17 protein-coding genes are annotated in these 17,963 nt (G+C 72.0%); 14 read left to right on the forward strand and 3 right to left on the reverse strand.

Going from position 1 to position 17,963, the window contains the following annotated elements:
- Positions 1-19: 19 nt before the first annotated feature.
- Both ACH47Z_RS19915 and ACH47Z_RS19920 read left to right on the forward strand, forming a co-directional pair.
- Complete coding sequence (locus ACH47Z_RS19915; protein ID WP_399075282.1) at positions 20-1,225, forward strand: sensor histidine kinase; 1,206 nt, start codon at positions 20-22, stop codon at positions 1,223-1,225.
- Positions 1,226-1,280: 55 nt separating this feature from the next.
- Entirely contained in the window at positions 1,281-1,952 is a 672-nt protein-coding gene (locus ACH47Z_RS19920) for a response regulator (RefSeq protein ID WP_399075284.1), read from the forward strand.
- A gap of 715 nt (positions 1,953-2,667) precedes the next feature.
- On the opposite strand, the gene ACH47Z_RS19925 is transcribed toward ACH47Z_RS19920, so the two are convergent.
- Positions 2,668-3,771, reverse strand: a complete 1,104-nt coding sequence (locus tag ACH47Z_RS19925; RefSeq protein ID WP_399075286.1) for a DUF5937 family protein — start codon at positions 3,769-3,771, stop codon at positions 2,668-2,670.
- Between the two features lie 160 nt (positions 3,772-3,931).
- Here ACH47Z_RS19925 and ACH47Z_RS19930 point away from each other — a divergent pair, with 160 nt between their 5' ends.
- Entirely contained in the window at positions 3,932-4,138 is a 207-nt protein-coding gene (locus tag ACH47Z_RS19930) for a hypothetical protein (RefSeq protein ID WP_399075288.1), read from the forward strand.
- On the opposite strand, the gene ACH47Z_RS19935 is transcribed toward ACH47Z_RS19930, so the two are convergent.
- Positions 4,139-5,359, reverse strand: a complete 1,221-nt coding sequence (locus ACH47Z_RS19935; RefSeq protein WP_399075290.1) for a threonine aldolase family protein — start codon at positions 5,357-5,359, stop codon at positions 4,139-4,141. It lies immediately after the preceding gene.
- A gap of 196 nt (positions 5,360-5,555) precedes the next feature.
- Between ACH47Z_RS19935 and ACH47Z_RS19940 the strand changes: the two genes are divergently transcribed.
- The 10 genes from ACH47Z_RS19940 (at position 5,556) to ACH47Z_RS19985 (ending at position 14,247) form a co-directional block, all read left to right on the forward strand.
- Complete coding sequence (locus ACH47Z_RS19940; protein ID WP_399075292.1) at positions 5,556-6,494, forward strand: Rossmann-like and DUF2520 domain-containing protein; 939 nt, start codon at positions 5,556-5,558, stop codon at positions 6,492-6,494.
- On the forward strand, positions 6,491-7,483 hold the full coding sequence (gene panC, locus ACH47Z_RS19945) for a pantoate--beta-alanine ligase (protein WP_399075294.1): 993 nt from the start codon (positions 6,491-6,493) through the stop codon (positions 7,481-7,483). Before ACH47Z_RS19940 ends, panC begins: the two co-directional genes overlap by 4 nt.
- Positions 7,480-9,177, forward strand: a complete 1,698-nt coding sequence (locus tag ACH47Z_RS19950) for an L-aspartate oxidase (protein WP_399075296.1) — start codon at positions 7,480-7,482, stop codon at positions 9,175-9,177. The genes panC and ACH47Z_RS19950 overlap by 4 nt, the downstream gene beginning before the upstream one ends.
- Positions 9,178-9,206: 29 nt before the next feature.
- The gene (nadC, locus tag ACH47Z_RS19955) at positions 9,207-10,187 is read left to right on the forward strand and encodes a carboxylating nicotinate-nucleotide diphosphorylase (RefSeq protein WP_399075298.1); all 981 of its coding nucleotides are present in this window, start codon (positions 9,207-9,209) and stop codon (positions 10,185-10,187) included.
- 5 nt (positions 10,188-10,192) lie between these two features.
- Positions 10,193-10,990: a type III pantothenate kinase gene (locus tag ACH47Z_RS19960; protein WP_399075300.1), complete on the forward strand. Its 798-nt coding sequence runs from the start codon at positions 10,193-10,195 to the stop codon at positions 10,988-10,990.
- 164 nt (positions 10,991-11,154) lie between these two features.
- The gene (locus ACH47Z_RS19965) at positions 11,155-11,802 is read left to right on the forward strand and encodes a hypothetical protein (RefSeq protein WP_399075387.1); all 648 of its coding nucleotides are present in this window, start codon (positions 11,155-11,157) and stop codon (positions 11,800-11,802) included.
- A 531-nt stretch (positions 11,803-12,333) separates the two neighbouring features.
- A complete protein-coding gene (locus tag ACH47Z_RS19970) occupies positions 12,334-12,510 on the forward strand; it encodes a hypothetical protein (protein WP_399075302.1) in 177 nt (58 codons plus the stop codon).
- A gap of 239 nt (positions 12,511-12,749) precedes the next feature.
- On the forward strand, positions 12,750-13,154 hold the full coding sequence (locus tag ACH47Z_RS19975) for a BlaI/MecI/CopY family transcriptional regulator (protein WP_399075304.1): 405 nt from the start codon (positions 12,750-12,752) through the stop codon (positions 13,152-13,154).
- Between the two features lie 9 nt (positions 13,155-13,163).
- A complete protein-coding gene (locus ACH47Z_RS19980; protein ID WP_399075306.1) occupies positions 13,164-13,697 on the forward strand; it encodes an amino-acid N-acetyltransferase in 534 nt (177 codons plus the stop codon).
- 214 nt (positions 13,698-13,911) lie between these two features.
- Entirely contained in the window at positions 13,912-14,247 is a 336-nt protein-coding gene (locus tag ACH47Z_RS19985; protein ID WP_399075308.1) for an Lsr2 family protein, read from the forward strand.
- Here the strand turns inward: ACH47Z_RS19985 and ACH47Z_RS19990 are convergent.
- On the reverse strand, positions 14,226-14,891 hold the full coding sequence (locus ACH47Z_RS19990) for an SCO3374 family protein (RefSeq protein ID WP_399075389.1): 666 nt from the start codon (positions 14,889-14,891) through the stop codon (positions 14,226-14,228). The genes ACH47Z_RS19985 and ACH47Z_RS19990 overlap by 22 nt on opposite strands.
- 537 nt (positions 14,892-15,428) lie before the next feature.
- On the opposite strand from ACH47Z_RS19990, the gene ACH47Z_RS19995 reads away from it, so the two are divergent.
- Positions 15,429-17,954 (forward strand): ATP-dependent Clp protease ATP-binding subunit, encoded by a 2,526-nt coding sequence (locus ACH47Z_RS19995; protein ID WP_225097193.1) that lies wholly within the window; start codon positions 15,429-15,431, stop codon positions 17,952-17,954.
- Positions 17,955-17,963: the final 9 nt, after the last annotated feature.

The raw sequence follows: 17,963 nt of genomic DNA on the forward strand, positions 1-17,963 counted from the left end.
TTTCCCTACTCTGGGTTACGTGCAGCGCCTCTACGACTTCCTCCGCCGCCACCCGACCTGGGTCGACACCTCCTGGGCCGTCGTCCTGTTCGGGCTGTCCGCCGTGAGCGTGGTCAACCTGAACGGGGCGCCGCGGCATCACGGGACGCTCGCCGCAGGGGTGGCCGTGTCCGTCGTCCTGTGCGTCGTCGTCGCGCTGCGCCGCCGTTACCCGGAGCCGATGCTGCTGGTCGCCTGCGCGACCGGACTGGCCCAGCTGGTTCTGGACGTCGAGACGACCGTCGCGGACTTCGCGATGCTGGTGATCGCGTACACGGTCGCGGCGATCGGCGCCCGCTGGGCCTCCCGGCTCGCGCTCTGCGTCAGCCTCGTCGCGGCGACCCTCGCGCAGATCCGCTGGCCGGCCGAGCGCTCCAGTTTCATCGGCGAGATCGCCATCGCGGTCTTCCAGACGGTGCCCTTCGCGCTGGCCTGGGTGCTCGGTGACTCCATGCGCACCCGGCGTGCCTACTTCGCCCAGCTGGAGGAGCGCGCGGCCCGCCTGGAGAAGGAGCGCGAGGCGCAGGCGAAGGTCGCGGTCGCCGCCGAGCGCGCCCGGATCGCGCGCGAGCTGCACGACGTCGTCGCGCACAACGTGTCGGTGATGGTGGTGCAGGCCGACGGCGCCGCCTACGTCCTCGACGCCGCCCCCGACCAGGCCAAGAAGGCCCTGGAGACGATCTCCTCCACCGGCCGGCAGGCCCTCGCCGAGATGCGCCGTCTGCTCGGCGTGCTGCGCACCGGGGAGCACCAGGAGGGCGGGGAGTACGTCCCGCAGCCCGATGTCGAGCAGATCGACGACCTCATCGAGCAGTGCCGCAGCTCCGGGCTCCCGGTCGACTTCAAGGTCGAGGGCACCCCGCGCCCGTTGCCCAGCGGCGTGGAGCTGACCGCGTACCGGATCGTGCAGGAGGCGCTCACCAACACCCGCAAGCACGGCGGGCCCAACACGGGCGCGAGCGTGCGGCTGGTCTACTTCGACGACGGGCTCGGCCTGCTGGTCGAGGACGACGGCAAGGGCGCCCCGCACGAGCTGTACGAGGAGGGCGGCGCCGACGGCCAGGGGCACGGGCTGATCGGCATGCGCGAGCGGGTCGGCATGGTCGGCGGCACCCTGGACGCGGGCCCGCGCCCGGGCGGAGGATTCCGCATCAGCGCCCTGCTCCCGCTCAAACCGGCGCACTGACGCCTTCACGCGCCCCCGATTGACACCTGTAAGCCGACTCCTGAAAAGAGACCCGATGACGATCCGCGTGATGCTCGTCGACGACCAGGTGCTGCTGCGCACCGGGTTCCGGATGGTGCTCGCCGCCCAGCCGGACATGGAGGTCGTCGCGGAGGCGGGCGACGGTGTCGAGGCCCTGCAGGTGCTGCGGACGACCCCGGTCGACGTCGTCCTGATGGACGTGCGCATGCCGAAACTGGACGGGGTGGAGACCACCCGGCGGATCTGCGTGGAGCCGGACGCGCCGAAGGTGCTGATCCTGACCACGTTCGACCTGGACGAGTACGCCTTCTCCGGGCTGAAGGCGGGCGCCTCCGGGTTCATGCTCAAGGACGTGCCGCCCGGCGAGCTGCTGGCCGCCATCCGGTCCGTGCACAGCGGTGACGCCGTCGTGGCGCCCTCCACCACCCGGCGGCTGCTGGACCGCTTCGCGCCGATGCTGCCGTCCACCGGCAAGGAGCCGCAGCGCAAGGAGCTGGAGCGGCTCACCGACCGGGAGCGGGAGGTGATGGTGCTGGTCGCGCAGGGCCTGTCCAACGGGGAGATCGCGGCCCGGCTGGTGCTGAGCGAGGCGACGGTGAAGACCCACGTGGGCCGCATCCTGACCAAGCTCGGCCTGCGCGACCGGGTACAGGTGGTGGTGCTGGCGTACGAGACGGGGCTGGTCCGCGCGGGCGGGAACGGCTGAGGCGGGGCGGCGCGCCCGACTGACGGACGCGTTATGGCCGGCTGACAGACGTGCCGGGTGCCGGGTGCCGGTTGGCGGTCGGCTGACGGGCGTCCTTAGTGCCGGTCGGCGGCCGGCTGATGCGTGGCGCACGGTGGATTGACGGGTCTCACGGTCGGCTGATGCGCCATGCGGCTGGCCGACGGGCGCCCCACGGTCAGGTGAGGGGCGGCGCACGGCCGGCTGACGGCCACCCACGGTCGGCTGACGCGCGCCACGCAGGCCTGGCCGGCACCGGCCGGGGCGGGGCGCGATGCCCAGGGCCCAGCGGACTGCCACGCCCGAGGCTCATCGGCCCCCGCGAGGCGGCACGTCCGGTGCCACCGGCCCCCGTCGGTCCCGCCGGAGTGGCACGCCTGACGCCGACTGGGCCCCACCGGGTCGGCACGCCGGGCGCCCCATCGGCTTGCTCCGTTGGTCCCGCCGGGGCGGCACGCTCGACGCAGACTGGGCCTCAGCGGGTCGGCATGCCGGGCGCCCCATCGGCTTACTTCGTCTGTCCCACCGGAGTAGCACGCCTGACGCCGGCCGGTCCCCACCGGGTCGGCACGCCGGGCGCCCCATCGGCTTGCTCCGTTGGTCCCGCCGGGGCGGCACGCCTGACGACCGCCGGGCTCCACCGAGGCGGCACGCCGGGCGCCCCACCGGCTTGCTCCGTCGGTCCCGCCGGACGGCGTCAGCGCAGGACGCCCTCGATGAAGTCGCTGCCCAGGCGGGCCACCGCGGACAGGTCCAGTTGGTGCTGGACGTACCGGCCGCGGCGGCAGTCGGTGATCAGGCCCGCCTTCTTCAGCACCGCGAGGTGCCGGGATATCTCGGGGGCCGACATGCCGTGCGCGTCGGCCAGTTCGCCCGTGGTGTGCGGGGCGCGCGCGAGATGCCGGCACAGCCGCATCCGCACCGGGTGGGCCAGCGCCTCCAGGCGGCGCGTGAGCTGCTCGACGGACGGGGCCTGCGGCCGGGTGCCGCTCGCGGGGTAGGTGATCGAGGGCTGCCAGCCGAACCGGTGCAGGACCAGGACGTGCGGCCAGCCGAGGCTGGTCGGCACCAGCACCAGACCACCGTCGCCGGTGGCGGTGCGGCCCACCGAGAGCTTGTCGACCGTGACGATCGCGGCCTCCTCGTCCAGCGATATGGCCTCGGACAGGGACGCGAGGCCTTCGCCGAGGCCCCTGCGGCGCAGCAGTTCGGTCTTGTGCCGGGCGTCGGCGGCGAGCTGGGGCTGGACACGGGCCCAGGTGTCGGCGAAGAAGGCCTCGTCGCAGTCGAGCATCAGCTGCCGGAACCAGGCGCGGACGACCGGCGGGTCCTCCAGCAGTCGGCGCGCGAACTGCTCCTGTACGGCCCCGCGCGCGGCGGCCAGTTCCAGGGAGCGCCGGCGCAGCTCCGGGTCGTCCAGCAGGGAGGGCTCCTGGACGTCGTAGCGCAGCTGGCAGGTGAACTCCAGCGCGGCGTTGACGAACTGGTCGTCCGTCAACTTGTCCAGCAGGTCCAGCTCTTCGGCGAGGGTCGCGCCGGGCAGGGTGCGCCGGCCGGGGATGCCGGCGAAGGGGGCGAAGACGTCCGAGAACGTCGTACGCCACAGGAAGTCGGCCTCGCACAGGCGGTCGGCCAGCCGGGGGTCCAGCCGGGACGAGACGGCGGTGACCCAGCCCCGCAGGTCGGGGTGGTGGCCGGGCTCGCTGAGCGCGTGCAGGGCCATCCCCAGCTCCGCCAGCGGGGAGGGCACGACCGAGACCCGCTCGGCCGGCAGTCCGGTGATGTCGATGGTCACGCTCATGCGTCCATCGTGCACCGGCCCACTGACAACGCCCCGTGGATTGACGGCAGCCGTCAATCCACGGGACTTCCGCGCCGGGCTCGACCAGGCTGAGGGCACCGGGGCAGCCGCGGAGCCCGATCAGCCACAGATCAACCACGTCCCGAGAAGGCGATCCGCCATGAGCATCACCCAGCAGTACCTCCTCGACAGCCACCGCGCACGGGTGCTCGGCGAGCCCGAGCCGCCCGCGCCGGGCCGCCACGACCTCCAGGTGGCGCGCGAACTGCGCGAGTACCGGCGCTTCAGCGCGGTCGTCGCCGAGCGCCCGGCACGCGGGCGCGTGCGGTACGCCCTGCGCCGCTGGCTGCGGCCCCGCGCCCTGTAGTCAGGCCTTGTCCGGCAGACGGTCCACGAAGTCACGTACGGCCGTGCGGACGTCGTCGGCCGTCCACTCTAGGCCGGCGGCACGGATGGTGACCTCCGTGACCGCCAGACCGGGTCCTCTGCCGTCCCAGGCGTTCGCGAAGAGCATCACCGAGGTCTCCTCGCCCTGGCGTACGGCCGCTTCGGCGACCACCTCGGGCTCGTACGGCAGCCAGACCTGGAACTCGTGGGTGTGCGGCACCCCGGGGTGGACGCGCGTCCACGGCACCCCGGCCTCGGCGAACCCCTCGCGCAGCGCGGCGGCCACCACGCGCGCGTGCCGCACGTAGTCGGGCAGCCGGGGCAGCTCCCGCTCCAGGCCGACGAGCGCGGACAGCGCGGTCGGGAACTGCTGGAAGACCGTTCCGCCGTACCGGTGCCGCCAGGTCTTCGCGTCCTCGATCAGGCTCCTGGGGCCGGCGAGCGCCGCGCCGCCGAAGCCGTCGAGGGACTTGTAGAACGACACGTAGACGCTGTCGGCCAGGCCCGCGATCTCCTCCAGCGGGCGCCCGAAGTGGTCCGTGCACTCCCACAGGCGCGCGCCGTCGAAGTGCACCACCGCGTCGCACTCCCGCGCCGCCTCCACGACCTCGGTCAGCTCCTCCCAGGTGGGCAGCACGAAACCGGCGTCCCTCAGGGGCAGCTCCAGCATCAGCGCACCGAAGGGCTCGGCGAGGTCGCGTATCTCGGCGGCCGTCGGCTGCCGCGGCTCGTCGGTCACCCGGACCGGGCGCAGACCGCTGACCTGGCTGAAGGCGTGCCGCTCGTGCACCTCCGGGTGGGCCAGGCCGTGCAGGGCCACCGCCGGGTCGCCGGTGCGGGCCGCCCAGCAGCGCAGAGCCACCTGCTGGGCCATCGTGCCCGTCGGGAAGAACGCGGCGGCCTCCGTGCCGAGCAGCCCCGCGACCCGCTCCTCCAGGGCGGCCACGATCCGGTTGCCGTAGACGTCGGCCGGCTCGTCCAGGTCGTACACCCCGGGTGCCGCCTCCATGAGGTCCGTGAGGCGTTCGTGCAGGGTGCCGCCCCAGCCCGCGCGGGACAGTGTGCGCCGCGCCTGTCGCTGGGCCGCCGTGCGCCGGTCCCGCAGCCGCTCCCGAGGCGAGCGTTCGTCGTCCTGCCCGGTGCCGGGCCCGTTGTCGTGCTTGCTGCCCTGCTCGCTGCCCTGCTCAGCCGTGTCCGTCATGCCGGGGATCATGCCGTGCCGCACGCGCGTGTGGCACCGGGGTTTTCGCGCGGCGGCACGGTCCTGCGGGCGTGGCGAAACCCACAGCCTGTGGACAACCGGCCGCCCCCGGACCCTATAGCGTTAACATGACGAGAAATCGTCCGGTACATCGTCCGGTACCCAGAGCGGACTGGAACGGGAAGGCCGCCGTCGCGTGAGTACAGTCCACCAGCCAGATCTCAAGGACCGCCCCGCGCGGCTCACCGTCGGCGTCGTCGGCGCCGGCCGCGTGGGCCCCGCGCTGGCCGCGTCCCTCCAGCTCGCCGGACACCGTCCGGTGGCCGTCTCCGGTGTCTCCGAAGCCTCCCGCAGGCGCGCCGAGACCATGCTCCCGGGCGTGCCGCTGGTACCGCCCGCCGAGGTGCTCCAGCGCGCCGACCTGGTCCTGCTCACCGTCCCCGACGACGCCCTGCCCGGCCTCGTCACCGGCCTCGCCGAGACCGGTGCCGTACGGCCGGGCCAGCTGCTCGTGCACACCTCCGGACGGTACGGCGCCCAGGTCCTCGCCCCCGCCACGCGCGCGGGCGCGCTGCCGCTCGCACTGCACCCGGCGATGACGTTCACCGGCACCCCGGTGGACGTCCAGCGGCTGGCCGGCTGTTCCTTCGGCGTCACCGCGCCCGAGGAGCTGCGGCTGGCCGCCGAGGCCCTGGTGATCGAGATGGGCGGCGAACCGGAGTGGATCAGCGAGGAGAACCGCCCGCTCTACCACGCCGCCCTCGCCCTCGGCGCCAACCACCTGGTGACCCTGGTCGCCCAGTCCATGGAGCTGCTGCGCACGGCCGGCGTCGAGGCACCCGACCGGATGCTCGGCCCGCTGCTCGGCGCGGCCCTGGACAACGCGCTGCGCTCCGGTGACCTGGCCCTCACCGGGCCCGTCGCGCGCGGGGACGCCGGCACGGTCGCCGCGCACGTCACCGAGCTGCGCAAGCACGCCCCGCAGACCGTCGCCGGCTATCTCGCGATGGCCCGCGCCACCGCCGACCGGGCCCTCGCCCACGGCCTGCTGAAGCCGGAACTCGCCGAGGACCTGCTCGGCGTGCTGGCCGACGGATCCACCGGCACCAACGGCACCGAGGGGAGCGCCCGATGACCACTGCCCTGCTGAGCACCGCCGAAGAGCTGCACGCACGCGTGCGCCGCGGCCGCCGCGCCGTCGTGATGACCATGGGCGCCCTGCACGAGGGCCACGCCACCCTGATCCGCACCGCGCGCGAGATCGCCGGCCCGGACGGCGAGGTCGTCGTCACCGTCTTCGTCAACCCGCTGCAGTTCGGCGCGGGCGAGGACCTCGACCGCTACCCGCGCACCCTCGAGGCCGACCTGAAGCTCGCCGAGCAGTCCGGCGCCGACGCCGTCTTCGCGCCCTCCGTGGACGAGGTCTACCCGGGCGGCCAACCCCAGGTGCGGATCACCGCCGGCCCCATGGGCGAACGCCTGGAGGGCGCCTCACGGCCCGGCCACTTCGACGGCATGCTCACCGTCGTCGCCAAGCTGCTGCACCTCACCCGCCCCGACGCGGCCCTGTTCGGGCAGAAGGACGCCCAGCAGCTGGCCCTGATCCGGCGCATGGTGCGGGACCTGAACTTCGGCGTCGAGATCGTCGCCGTACCGACCGTGCGCGAGGCGGACGGACTGGCCCTGTCCAGCCGCAACCGCTACCTCTCGCCCGAGGAGCGCGGCACGGCGCTCGCGCTGTCCCGCGCGCTGTTCGCGGGCCGCGACCGGCATGCCGCGCAGGAGGCACTGCGCGCGCGTGCCCGCGAAGTGCCCTCCACGCACGCGCGTGCCGAGGCGCTGAGCGCGATAGGGGAGTCCCGCGCGGCGGCCGACGCGCACGCCGTCGCCACCGCCGCGCCCGGCGGTCCGGCCGCGGTCCGCGCGGCGGCCCGCCAGGTGCTGGACGAGGCCGCCCGCTTCGTCCCGCCGCTCCGGCTGGACTACCTCGCCCTGGTCGACCCCGCCGACTTCACCGAGATCGGCGACGACTTCACCGGCGAGGCCGTCCTCGCCGTCGCCGCCCGGGTCGGCACGACCCGGCTGATCGACAACCTTCCTCTGACCTTCGGAGCCGCCTCGTGACCAGCACAGGCATACGACTGCACGCGCCCGCCCCCGGCTGGGCCATCTCCGCGGACGTGGTCGTCGTCGGGTCCGGCGTGGCCGGCCTCACGGCGGCCCTGCGCTGCGAGGCCGCCGGGCTCACCACGGTCGTCGTCACCAAGGCCCGCCTGGACGACGGCTCCACGCGCTGGGCGCAGGGCGGCATCGCCGCCGCCCTCGGCGAGGGCGACACCCCCGAACAGCACCTCGGGGACACCCTGGTGGCAGGTGTGGGCCTGTGCGACGAGGAGGCCGTACGGATCCTCGTCACCGAGGGCCCCGACGCGGTACGGCGGCTCATCGACACCGGCGCGCACTTCGACGAGTCCGCCGAAGGAGAGCTGGACCTCACCCGCGAGGGCGGCCACCACCGGCGCCGTATCGCGCACGCGGGCGGCGACGCGACCGGCGCGGAGGTCTCCAGGGCCCTGGTGGACGCGGTACGCGCGCGTGGGCTGCGCACGATCGAGAACGCGCTCGTGCTGGACCTGCTGACCGACGCCGACGGCCGTACGGCCGGGGTCACGCTGCACGTGATGGGCGAGGGCCAGCACGACGGCGTGGGCGCCGTGCACGCCCCCGCGGTGGTCCTCGCGACCGGCGGCATGGGCCAGGTGTTCTCCTCGACCACCAACCCGTCGGTGTCCACCGGCGACGGCGTGGCGCTGGCGCTGCGCGCGGGTGCCGAGGTCAGCGACCTGGAGTTCGTGCAGTTCCACCCGACCGTGCTGTTCATCGGCGCGGACGCCGAGGGACAGATGCCGCTGGTCTCCGAGGCGGTGCGCGGCGAGGGCGCCCACCTGGTCGACGCCGACGGCGTGCGCTTCATGGTGGGCCAGCACGAACTGGCCGAGCTGGCGCCCCGGGACGTCGTCGCCAAGGGCATCACGCGGCGCATGCAGGAGCAGGGCGCCGAGCACATGTACCTCGACGCCCGGCACTTCGGGGCCGACATGTGGGGGCACCGCTTCCCGACCATCCTGGCCGCCTGCCGCGCCAACGGCATCGACCCGGTCACCGAGCCCATCCCGATCGCCCCGGCCGCCCACTACGCCTCCGGGGGCGTGCGTACGGACGCGCAGGGGCGTACGACGGTGCCCGGCCTGTACGCGTGTGGTGAGGTCGCCTGCACCGGCGTGCACGGCGCGAACCGGCTCGCCTCCAACTCCCTGCTCGAAGGTCTCGTCTACGCCGAGCGCATCGCCGACGCCATCGCCGCTGCCCACGCGGACGACGGCCTCCACGCGCGCGTGCCCGCACCGGTCCCGCACCCGGAGACCCCCGCGCACCCGCTGCTCGCCCCCGAGACCCGCTTCACCATCCAGCGGATCATGACCGAGGGCGCCGGCGTGCTGCGTTCGGAGGAGTCCCTCGCCCGGGCCGCAGAGCAGCTCCAGCGGCTGCACACGGAGGCCCGCGACGCCCTCGAGGAGCACGGCAAGACCGCCGAGCCCGGCGTCGACACCTGGGAGGCCACCAACCTCCTGTGCGTCGCCCGTGTCCTGGTCGCCGCCGCCCGGCTGCGCGAGGAGACCCGCGGCTGCCACTGGCGTGAGGACCGCGCCGAGCGCGACGACACCCACTGGCGGCGCCACATCGTCGTACGGCTCAACCCCGACCGGTCGCTGGCCGTGCACACCACCGACACCGCAGACTTCCCCCCTACCCGGTAACACCCAGCGCCTCAGGAGCAGTGACAGACGTGAGCACCGACGACCTTCCCCTCGCCTCCGCCGGCGGCTGCGGCGACGACTGTGCCTGCGGCGGCGCCGAGGGCGACGAGGAATTCCTGGAGTGCGGGCTCGACCCCGCGCTCGCCGAGCTGCTGGCCGCCGCCGGGCTCGACCCGATCGAGGTCGAGGACATCGCCAACGTGGCCATCCAGGAGGACCTGGACGGCGGCGTGGACGTGACGACCGTCTCCACCATCCCCGAGGAGGCGGTGGCCACCGCCGACTTCACCGCGCGCGAGGCCGGCGTCGTGGCGGGCCTCAGGGTCGCCGAGGCCGTCCTCTCCGTGGTCTGCACGGACGAGTTCGAGGTCGAGCGGCACGTCGAGGACGGCGACCGGATCGAGGCCGGGCAGAAGCTGCTGTCGGTCACCACGCGCACGCGTGACCTGCTCACCGCCGAGCGCAGCGCGCTGAACATCCTGTGCCGCCTGTCGGGCATCGCGACCGCCACGCGCGCGTGGACGGACGTGCTGGAGGGCACCAAGACGCGTGTGCGCGACACCCGCAAGACCACGCCGGGCCTGCGCTCGCTGGAGAAGTTCGCCGTCCGCTGCGGCGGGGGCGTCAACCACCGCATGTCGCTGTCCGACGCGGCCCTGGTGAAGGACAACCACGTGGTCGCCGCCGGCGGCGTCGCGCAGGCCTTCAAGGCCGTACGGGAGGCCTTCCCGGAGGTGCCGATCGAGGTCGAGGTCGACACCCTGCACCAGCTGCGCGAGGTCGTCGAGGCGGGCGCCGACCTGATCCTGCTGGACAACTTCACGCCCGACGAGTGCGCGGAGGCCGTCGGCATCGTCCGCGGCCGGGCCCTGCTGGAGGCCTCCGGCCGGCTCACGCTCGACACCGCGCGCATCTACGCCGACACCGGCGTGGACTTCCTGGCCGTCGGCGCGCTCACCCACTCCTCGCCGATCCTGGACATCGGCCTCGACCTGCGCGAGGCGGAGTAACGGCCATGCTGCTCACGATCGACGTCGGCAACACGCACACCGTCCTCGGCCTGTTCGACGGCGAGGACATCGTCGAGCACTGGCGCATCTCCACGGACGCGCGCCGTACGGCGGACGAGCTGGCGGTGCTGCTCCAGGGTCTGATGGGCATGCACCCGCTGCTCGGCGAGGAGCTGGGCGACGGCATCGACGGCATCGCGATCTGCGCGACCGTCCCGTCGGTGCTGCACGAGCTGCGCGAGGTCACCCGGCGCTACTACGGCGACGTCCCGGCCGTCCTCGTGGAGCCCGGCGTGAAGACCGGCGTGCCGATCCTCACCGACAACCCCAAGGAGGTCGGCGCGGACCGGATCATCAACGCGGTCGCGGCCGTCGAGCTGTACGGCGGTCCGGCGATCGTCGTCGACTTCGGTACGGCGACCACGTTCGACGCGGTCTCCGCGCGCGGGGAGTACGTCGGCGGGGTCATCGCGCCCGGCATCGAGATCTCCGTGGAGGCGCTCGGCGTCAAGGGCGCGCAGCTGCGGAAGATCGAGGTGGCCCGGCCGCGCAGCGTGATCGGCAAGAACACGGTCGAGGCCATGCAGGCGGGCATCGTGTACGGCTTCGCCGGGCAGGTGGACGGGGTGGTCAGCCGGATGGCCCGGGAGCTGGCCGACGACCCGGACGACGTCACGGTGATCGCCACGGGCGGGCTCGCGCCGATGGTGCTGGGGGAGTCCTCGGTGATCGACGAGCACCAGCCGTGGCTGACGCTGGTCGGGCTGCGTCTGGTGTACGAGCGGAACGTGTCGAGGCTGTGAGGTGCCCGGCGCCCCGCGTGAGGGGCGCCGGGCGGGTGGCGTTCGTGGCCCCGGTCGAGGGAAACCGGGAGCGACACGCGGCGAAATAACATCCCGATCCGTCACTTTTGTCCGATTAGCGGTAGCGTCGCCGCATGCCCACGCCATACGGATCCCGCGGCGGCATGGCGTTCGGCGTGGAGGAGCTGCGTGTGCTCCGCCGTGCCCTCGCCCTCGCCCTCCACCCCGGTCCCGCCTCCGCCGGGGACGTCCAGGACTGTTTCCGGCTCGCCGAGTCGCTCGACGAGGCGATGCGCGAGGGGGCGAGACTGCGCGCGTTCCTGGTGGCCGACCTCGGCCGGTACCGGGCCGCGCTGCCGGGTACCGCCGCCGGCTATCTCGCCCTCCTGGAGGAGGCGCTGGGCGCCGGGCACCGGCCGACCCCGGACGACCTCGCCGCACTGCGGGCGCTGCGCGGCAATCCCGGGGCGGCCGCGTTGCTCGACCGTTGCCAGGAGCTGGCCGAGCAGGATGTACGGGCCCGGTTCGCGCAGGGTGCCCGGATCGTGCCCGCGCCCGCCGTACCGCCCTCGCGGACCCGCCTGCTGGCCCTTCCCGGGGGTGCGGGGGAGTCCAGGGCCGGAGAGTCCGAGGAACCGTCGAAACCGCCGCAGAAGCCCGCACAGAAGCCTGGGCCGGGCCCCTCGGAGCGCCCGGCGCCGGAACCTTCACCTCCGAAGCGGCCCATCCCGACGCCGGGCGAGGTCTTTCCGCGCCGCAAGCCGGCGCCTCCGGCGGAGGGCACGGAATCCCGCCAGCTTGCCGCCGGCTGACCCCGTCCCGCCCACCCGTGGTGCTTTCGTCGCCGGGTGCGCGTGGCCCTCGCGGGACGCCATCGCCGTCGGCGGCCTGCGGCCCGCGGGCTGCGGGCCGCGCGCGAGGGCCCCGGCGGGGCTGAACCGGCGTCGGTGGCTCGGAGGCTGGTGGGTCGAGGGCGGGGGACTCCGGTGGAGCGGAGCCGGTGTCGGCTGCTCGCGGGGCGACAGGTGCTTCGACGCCGACCCTGTGCCCGCCCGGCCGCCGCCGACCCCAAGCCCCAAGCCCAAGCCTCAAGCCCCAAGCCCAAGCCTCAAGCCCCAAGCCCTGGGGCCAAGCCCCGAGCCCCGAGCTCCGAGCCACGGGGCCAAGCCCCAAGCCCCGGGTTTCGGACAAGCCGCCAGCCCCCCGGCCCCCCATCCTCCGCACTGCTCCGGCAACCCAGTCGCCCACCCGTCACACGATGTGTCCGTGCAGGTCGGGAAGGTGGGCGGGGGGTTCGTGTACCCCGCCCCTTTCGCCCGGTACGGGCTGGCTACCCTGGAGTCATGGACTATGTCTCCGCGCTCGTGCCCCCGGTCGTGATGGCCGTGTTCTTCATCGGTGTGGTCAGGGTGATCGTGAAGACCCAGGGCGGGGCCGCCAAGGCCAAGGAGGACGCGGCCGTCGACGCCGCCCTCGCGCGCGCGGAGGGTGCGCGGCAGGCCTCCGGCGGCGACGTCTGAGCCGACCTCCTGAGCCGGCCTCCGGGTGATCCCGGCTGATCCCCGCCCTGGTCGCCAGGAGCTTCGGGCGCGCCCTCGCCCCGCGGCGTACGACTCTCGCATCCCGATGCGGCTCCGAGTCGTACGCCCTTTTTGTTCCTGTTCGCAGGGTTAGTGCACGTCCGGCACGCCATTGTCGGGATCTCCCACTATTGTTCTGAGCTGTGCCTCGCCCATTGGGAGAACTCGAAGACGCGGTCATGACGCGGGTGTGGAAGTGGAACCGCCCGGTGACCGTTCGAGAAGTCCTGGAAGACCTCCAGCAGGAACGCTCGATCGCGTACACCACCGTGATGACCGTTTTGGACAATCTCCATCAGAAGGGCTGGGTGCGCCGCGAGGCGGAAGGGCGGGCCTATCGATATGAGGCCGTCTCGACGCGCGCCGCGTACGCCGCCGCGCTGATGAACGACGCGTGGTCGCAGAGTGACAACCCGGCCGCCGCTCTCGTCGCCTTCTTCGGGATGATGAGCGAGGAACAGCGCCAGGCCCTCCGGGACGCCGTGCGCATCGTCCAGGGACCGGAAACCCGGGAAGCCCCCGAAGCCGCCGAACCCCGGCAAGAGGAGAACCCCGGCTCGGCGGAGGACGCCGTCGGGCGATAGCGTCCGCTCATGTCAGCAGAGCACGTCGAAGTCTCCGCAAAAGCCATCACGGTCCGCCGGGCGCGGACCAGCGATGTCCCGGCCGTACGCCACCTCCTCGACGCCTACGTGCGTGGCCGCATCCTGCTCGACAAAGCCACGGTCACGCTTTACGAGGACATCCAGGAGTTCTGGGTCGCGGAACGCGACGACAACGCCGAGGTGGTCGGCTGCGGTGCGCTGCACGTCATGTGGGAGGACCTCGCGGAAGTCCGCACTCTCGCGGTGAAGCCCGGCCTCAAGGGCGCCGGCGTCGGTCATCAGTTGCTGGAGAAGTTGCTCCAGACCGCACGCTGGCTCGGCGTTCGCCGGGTTTTCTGCCTGACCTTCGAAGTCGACTTCTTCGGGAAGCACGGCTTCGTGGAGATCGGGGAGACGCCCGTCGACACCGATGTCTACGCGGAGCTGTTGCGTTCCTATGACGAGGGCGTCGCCGAGTTCCTCGGTCTCGAACGAGTGAAACCGAACACCTTGGGCAACAGCCGGATGCTTCTGCATCTGTGATCGCCATTGCCCGGGTGCCCTATGTCCGAAACGCGCATGTTTCCGGGCGTAGACGGTCCGCCGGTGCTCTACCGCCCCTCTCCCAGGGGTTTGTGTTTTTCCGGCAAAAGCGGTTTGCTTTCCGACGTACTGCAGTACTGCATATAACAGGGGCGGCGAAACGGCGGACGCCGCAGACCCCTGGTCCTCAACGTTATCGATGAAAGGAAATCCGGTGGCACAGAAGGTTCAGGTCCTTCTTGTCGACGACCTCGACGGCGGCGAGGCGGACGAGACCGTGACGTTCGCGCTGGACGGCAAGACGTACGAGATCGATCTCACGACCCTCAATGCGGACAAGCTGCGTGGTCTTCTCGAGCCCTATGTGAAGGGCGGTCGTCGTACCGGGGGCCGTGCCTCCGGTGGACGTGGAAAGGCGCGTGCCGCTGCCGGTGGCAGCCAGGACACCGCGGCGATCCGCGCGTGGGCCAAGGAGAACGGTTACGAGGTCAACGACCGCGGCCGTGTTCCCGCGACCATTCGCGAGGCCTACGAGAAGGCCAACGGCTGATCCCGCCGTACGGCGGGATGCGGCCCGGCGCACGCGCGCCGCAGCCGGACGCGGTGACACTGCATGGCCACCGTGTCCACCACTCGCACGAGATCGGGGGCGCTCCCCTCGCGCCCCAGGGCCGACAGCGCCGGCAGCGAGGCCTCGACCTCGCGTCCCGGCCAGGGGGGCCGCAGCCACACGGCGGCCCCCCGTACGGAACCGGCCTCCCGAGCCCCCGGTAGGGGTGGCAGCGGCGCCTCCAGCGCGTCGCCCGCGCCCAGGGCGCGCAGATCGAGGGGTACGGCACTCCACTCCAGCCAGTCCAGCAGCCCCGGCAGCTCCTCCGCGCTGCCCGCGGCCACCAGCAGCTCCATCCGGTCGCCCCGCAGGGCCACCGGAGAGCCCGGCGCGAGATGCCGGAGCGCCCCCGCGCCCGCCTCGGCCGGCATGTCCAGGACGTCGAACCGCACTCCGGTGAGCAGCCGCAGCGGCCGTCCGGGCACGATCGTCCACCCCAGATCGTTCTCGTACCAGTGGCGGGCCCGCTCATCCGGGCCGGCCGCCGGAGCACAGGGCTCCGGTGCCCACGGGTCGAGGGGCCGACGAGGAAGGGGGACCGTATGGACGGCAGGGACCGCATCGGCGACGGAAGCGTCCGCCACGGCGGGGGCATGCGTCGTGGGGCCCGAGGGCTCCTTGAGCGCCGTGGGCTTCACGGGCTTGTTCGGACTCGTGTGAGTCGTGTGGTTCTCGGGGGCCGGTCCAGCCATGCCAGGTGCAACCGGTCAAGCAGCCCTGAAGTTACGCTGAGCGTTCAATCGAATGCGCATCGTGCCGGAAATGGGGGCGTGTGGGGTCCGGGGAGGCGCGAGGTTGTTCGCCCATAGCGGAGGGAACGGGGCCGCGCGGCATGGAGTGTCAGTGCCCGCGGGTAAGACATGCCTAGTGGGAGGGCCCGACACGCAGGACGGGCCGTCTCACGTTCGCCATCGGCGTACTGGCGAGTGGGGTAACTGCCTGGCCTGCGGGAACATCGTCTCGCACCATCAGGTTGGAGCAGATGTCGGCGTTCGGGGTCAGGAGGCCAAGGACGGTGTCGGCAGTTGGAATGAGCGGTCCCCGCTTGCGGGACTAAGCTGCGGAAGGACAGGGAGGGGAAGTTCCCCCCACTGCCTGACCGCTCTGAGGAGCGATTAACGATGTTCGAGAGGTTCACCGACCGCGCGCGGCGGGTTGTCGTCCTGGCTCAGGAAGAAGCCCGGATGCTCAACCACAACTACATCGGCACCGAGCACATCCTCCTGGGTCTCATCCACGAGGGCGAAGGTGTCGCCGCTAAGGCCCTGGAGAGCCTCGGCATTTCGCTTGAGGCGGTCCGCCAGCAGGTGGAGGAGATCATCGGTCAGGGCCAGCAGGCTCCGTCCGGTCACATCCCCTTCACCCCCCGTGCCAAGAAGGTCCTGGAGCTGTCGCTCCGTGAGGCTCTTCAGCTGGGCCACAACTACATCGGCACGGAGCACATCCTGCTCGGCCTGATCCGTGAGGGCGAGGGCGTCGCCGCCCAGGTCCTGGTCAAGCTGGGCGCAGACCTCAACCGGGTGCGGCAGCAGGTCATCCAGCTGCTCTCCGGTTACCAGGGCAAGGAGACCGCCGCCGCCGGCGGGCCTGCCGAGGGCACCCCCTCGACGTCCCTGGTCCTCGACCAGTTCGGCCGGAACCTCACCCAGGCCGCTCGTGAGTCCAAGCTCGACCCGGTCATCGGGCGCGAGAAGGAGATCGAGCGGGTCATGCAGGTGCTGTCCCGCCGTACGAAGAACAACCCGGTCCTGATCGGTGAGCCCGGCGTCGGCAAGACCGCCGTCGTCGAGGGCCTCGCCCAGGCCATCGTCAAGGGCGAGGTGCCCGAGACGCTCAAGGACAAGCACCTCTACACGCTGGACCTCGGCGCCCTGGTCGCCGGCTCCCGCTACCGCGGTGACTTCGAGGAGCGCCTGAAGAAGGTGCTCAAGGAGATCCGCACCCGCGGCGACATCATCCTGTTCATCGACGAGCTGCACACGCTGGTCGGTGCGGGTGCCGCCGAGGGCGCCATCGACGCCGCTTCCATCCTGAAGCCGATGCTGGCCCGCGGTGAGCTGCAGACCATCGGTGCGACCACGCTGGACGAGTACCGCAAGCACCTGGAGAAGGACGCGGCCCTGGAGCGCCGCTTCCAGCCCATCCAGGTCGCCGAGCCGTCCCTGCCGCACACGATCGAGATCCTCAAGGGTCTGCGCGACCGTTACGAGGCCCACCACCGCGTCTCCATCACGGACGAGGCCCTGGTCCAGGCGGCCACCCTGGCCGACCGCTACATCTCGGACCGCTTCCTGCCGGACAAGGCGATCGACCTGATCGACGAGGCCGGTTCCCGGATGCGCATCCGCCGGATGACCGCTCCGCCGGACCTGCGCGAGTTCGACGAGAAGATCGCCGCCGTCCGCCGGGACAAGGAGTCCGCGATCGACTCGCAGGACTTCGAGAAGGCCGCCTCTCTCCGTGACAAGGAGAAGCAGCTGCTGGCCGCCAAGGCCAAGCGGGAGAAGGAGTGGAAGGCCGGCGACATGGACGTCGTCGCCGAGGTCGACGGCGAGCTGATCGCCGAGGTCCTCGCCACGGCCACCGGCATCCCGGTCTTCAAGCTGACCGAGGAGGAGTCCAGCCGCCTGCTCCGCATGGAGGAGGAGCTGCACAAGCGGGTCATCGGCCAGAACGACGCCGTCAAGGCGCTGTCGAAGGCGATCCGTCGTACGCGTGCGGGCCTGAAGGACCCGAAGCGTCCGGGTGGTTCGTTCATCTTCGCCGGCCCGTCCGGTGTCGGTAAGACCGAGCTGTCCAAGGCGCTCGCCGAGTTCCTCTTCGGTGACGAGGACGCGCTGATCTCCCTCGACATGTCGGAGTTCAGCGAGAAGCACACGGTGTCGCGTCTCTTCGGTTCCCCGCCCGGATACGTGGGTTACGAAGAGGGCGGCCAGCTGACCGAGAAGGTCCGCCGCAAGCCGTTCTCCGTCGTCCTCTTCGACGAGGTCGAGAAGGCCCACCCGGACATCTTCAACTCGCTGCTGCAGATCCTGGAGGACGGTCGTCTGACCGACTCTCAGGGCCGGGTCGTGGACTTCAAGAACACGGTCATCATCATGACGACCAACCTCGGCACCCGGGACATCTCCAAGGGCTTCAACCTGGGCTTCGCGGCCACGGGTGACACGAAGTCGAACTACGAGCGCATGAAGAACAAGGTCTCGGACGAGCTCAAGCAGCACTTCCGCCCCGAGTTCCTCAACCGCGTCGACGACGTGGTCGTCTTCCCGCAGCTGACGCAGGAGGACATCCTGCGGATCGTCGACCTGATGATCGGCAAGGTGGACGAGCGCCTGAAGGACCGGGACATGGGCATCGAGCTCTCCCAGTCCGCCAAGGAGCTGCTGTCCAAGAAGGGTTACGACCCGGTGCTGGGCGCGCGTCCGCTGCGTCGCACGATCCAGCGCGAGATCGAGGACTCGCTGTCGGAGAAGATCCTCTTCGGCGAGCTGCGCCCCGGTCACATCGTGGTCGTGGACACCGAGGGCGAGGGCGAGTCCCAGACCTTCACCTTCCGCGGTGAGGAGAAGTCGGCTCTGCCGGACGTCCCGCCGATCGAGCAGGCCGCGGGTGGGGCCGGTCCCAACCTGAGCAAGGAGGCGTAAGCCTCACGG

It is taken from the genome of Streptomyces sp. NPDC020192 (assembly GCF_044388685.1).
Classification (GTDB): domain Bacteria; phylum Actinomycetota; class Actinomycetes; order Streptomycetales; family Streptomycetaceae; genus Streptomyces.

Bases quoted from the DNA above. Each gene is read 5' to 3' on its own strand.
- ACH47Z_RS19975 (WP_399075304.1), top strand. From the start codon at position 12,750: ATGACGCGGGTGTGGAAGTGGAACCGCCCGGTGACCGTTCGAGAAGTC.
- ACH47Z_RS19925 (WP_399075286.1), bottom strand. From the start codon at position 3,771: ATGAGCGTGACCATCGACATCACCGGACTGCCGGCCGAGCGGGTCTCG.
- ACH47Z_RS19970 (WP_399075302.1), top strand. From the start codon at position 12,334: ATGGACTATGTCTCCGCGCTCGTGCCCCCGGTCGTGATGGCCGTGTTC.
- ACH47Z_RS19930 (WP_399075288.1), top strand. From the start codon at position 3,932: ATGAGCATCACCCAGCAGTACCTCCTCGACAGCCACCGCGCACGGGTG.
- ACH47Z_RS19995 (WP_225097193.1), top strand. From the start codon at position 15,429: ATGTTCGAGAGGTTCACCGACCGCGCGCGGCGGGTTGTCGTCCTGGCT.
- ACH47Z_RS19980 (WP_399075306.1), top strand. From the start codon at position 13,164: ATGTCAGCAGAGCACGTCGAAGTCTCCGCAAAAGCCATCACGGTCCGC.
- ACH47Z_RS19920 (WP_399075284.1), top strand. From the start codon at position 1,281: ATGACGATCCGCGTGATGCTCGTCGACGACCAGGTGCTGCTGCGCACC.
- ACH47Z_RS19960 (WP_399075300.1), top strand. From the start codon at position 10,193: ATGCTGCTCACGATCGACGTCGGCAACACGCACACCGTCCTCGGCCTG.
- ACH47Z_RS19935 (WP_399075290.1), bottom strand. From the start codon at position 5,359: ATGACGGACACGGCTGAGCAGGGCAGCGAGCAGGGCAGCAAGCACGAC.
- panC (WP_399075294.1), top strand. From the start codon at position 6,491: ATGACCACTGCCCTGCTGAGCACCGCCGAAGAGCTGCACGCACGCGTG.
- ACH47Z_RS19965 (WP_399075387.1), top strand. From the start codon at position 11,155: ATGGCGTTCGGCGTGGAGGAGCTGCGTGTGCTCCGCCGTGCCCTCGCC.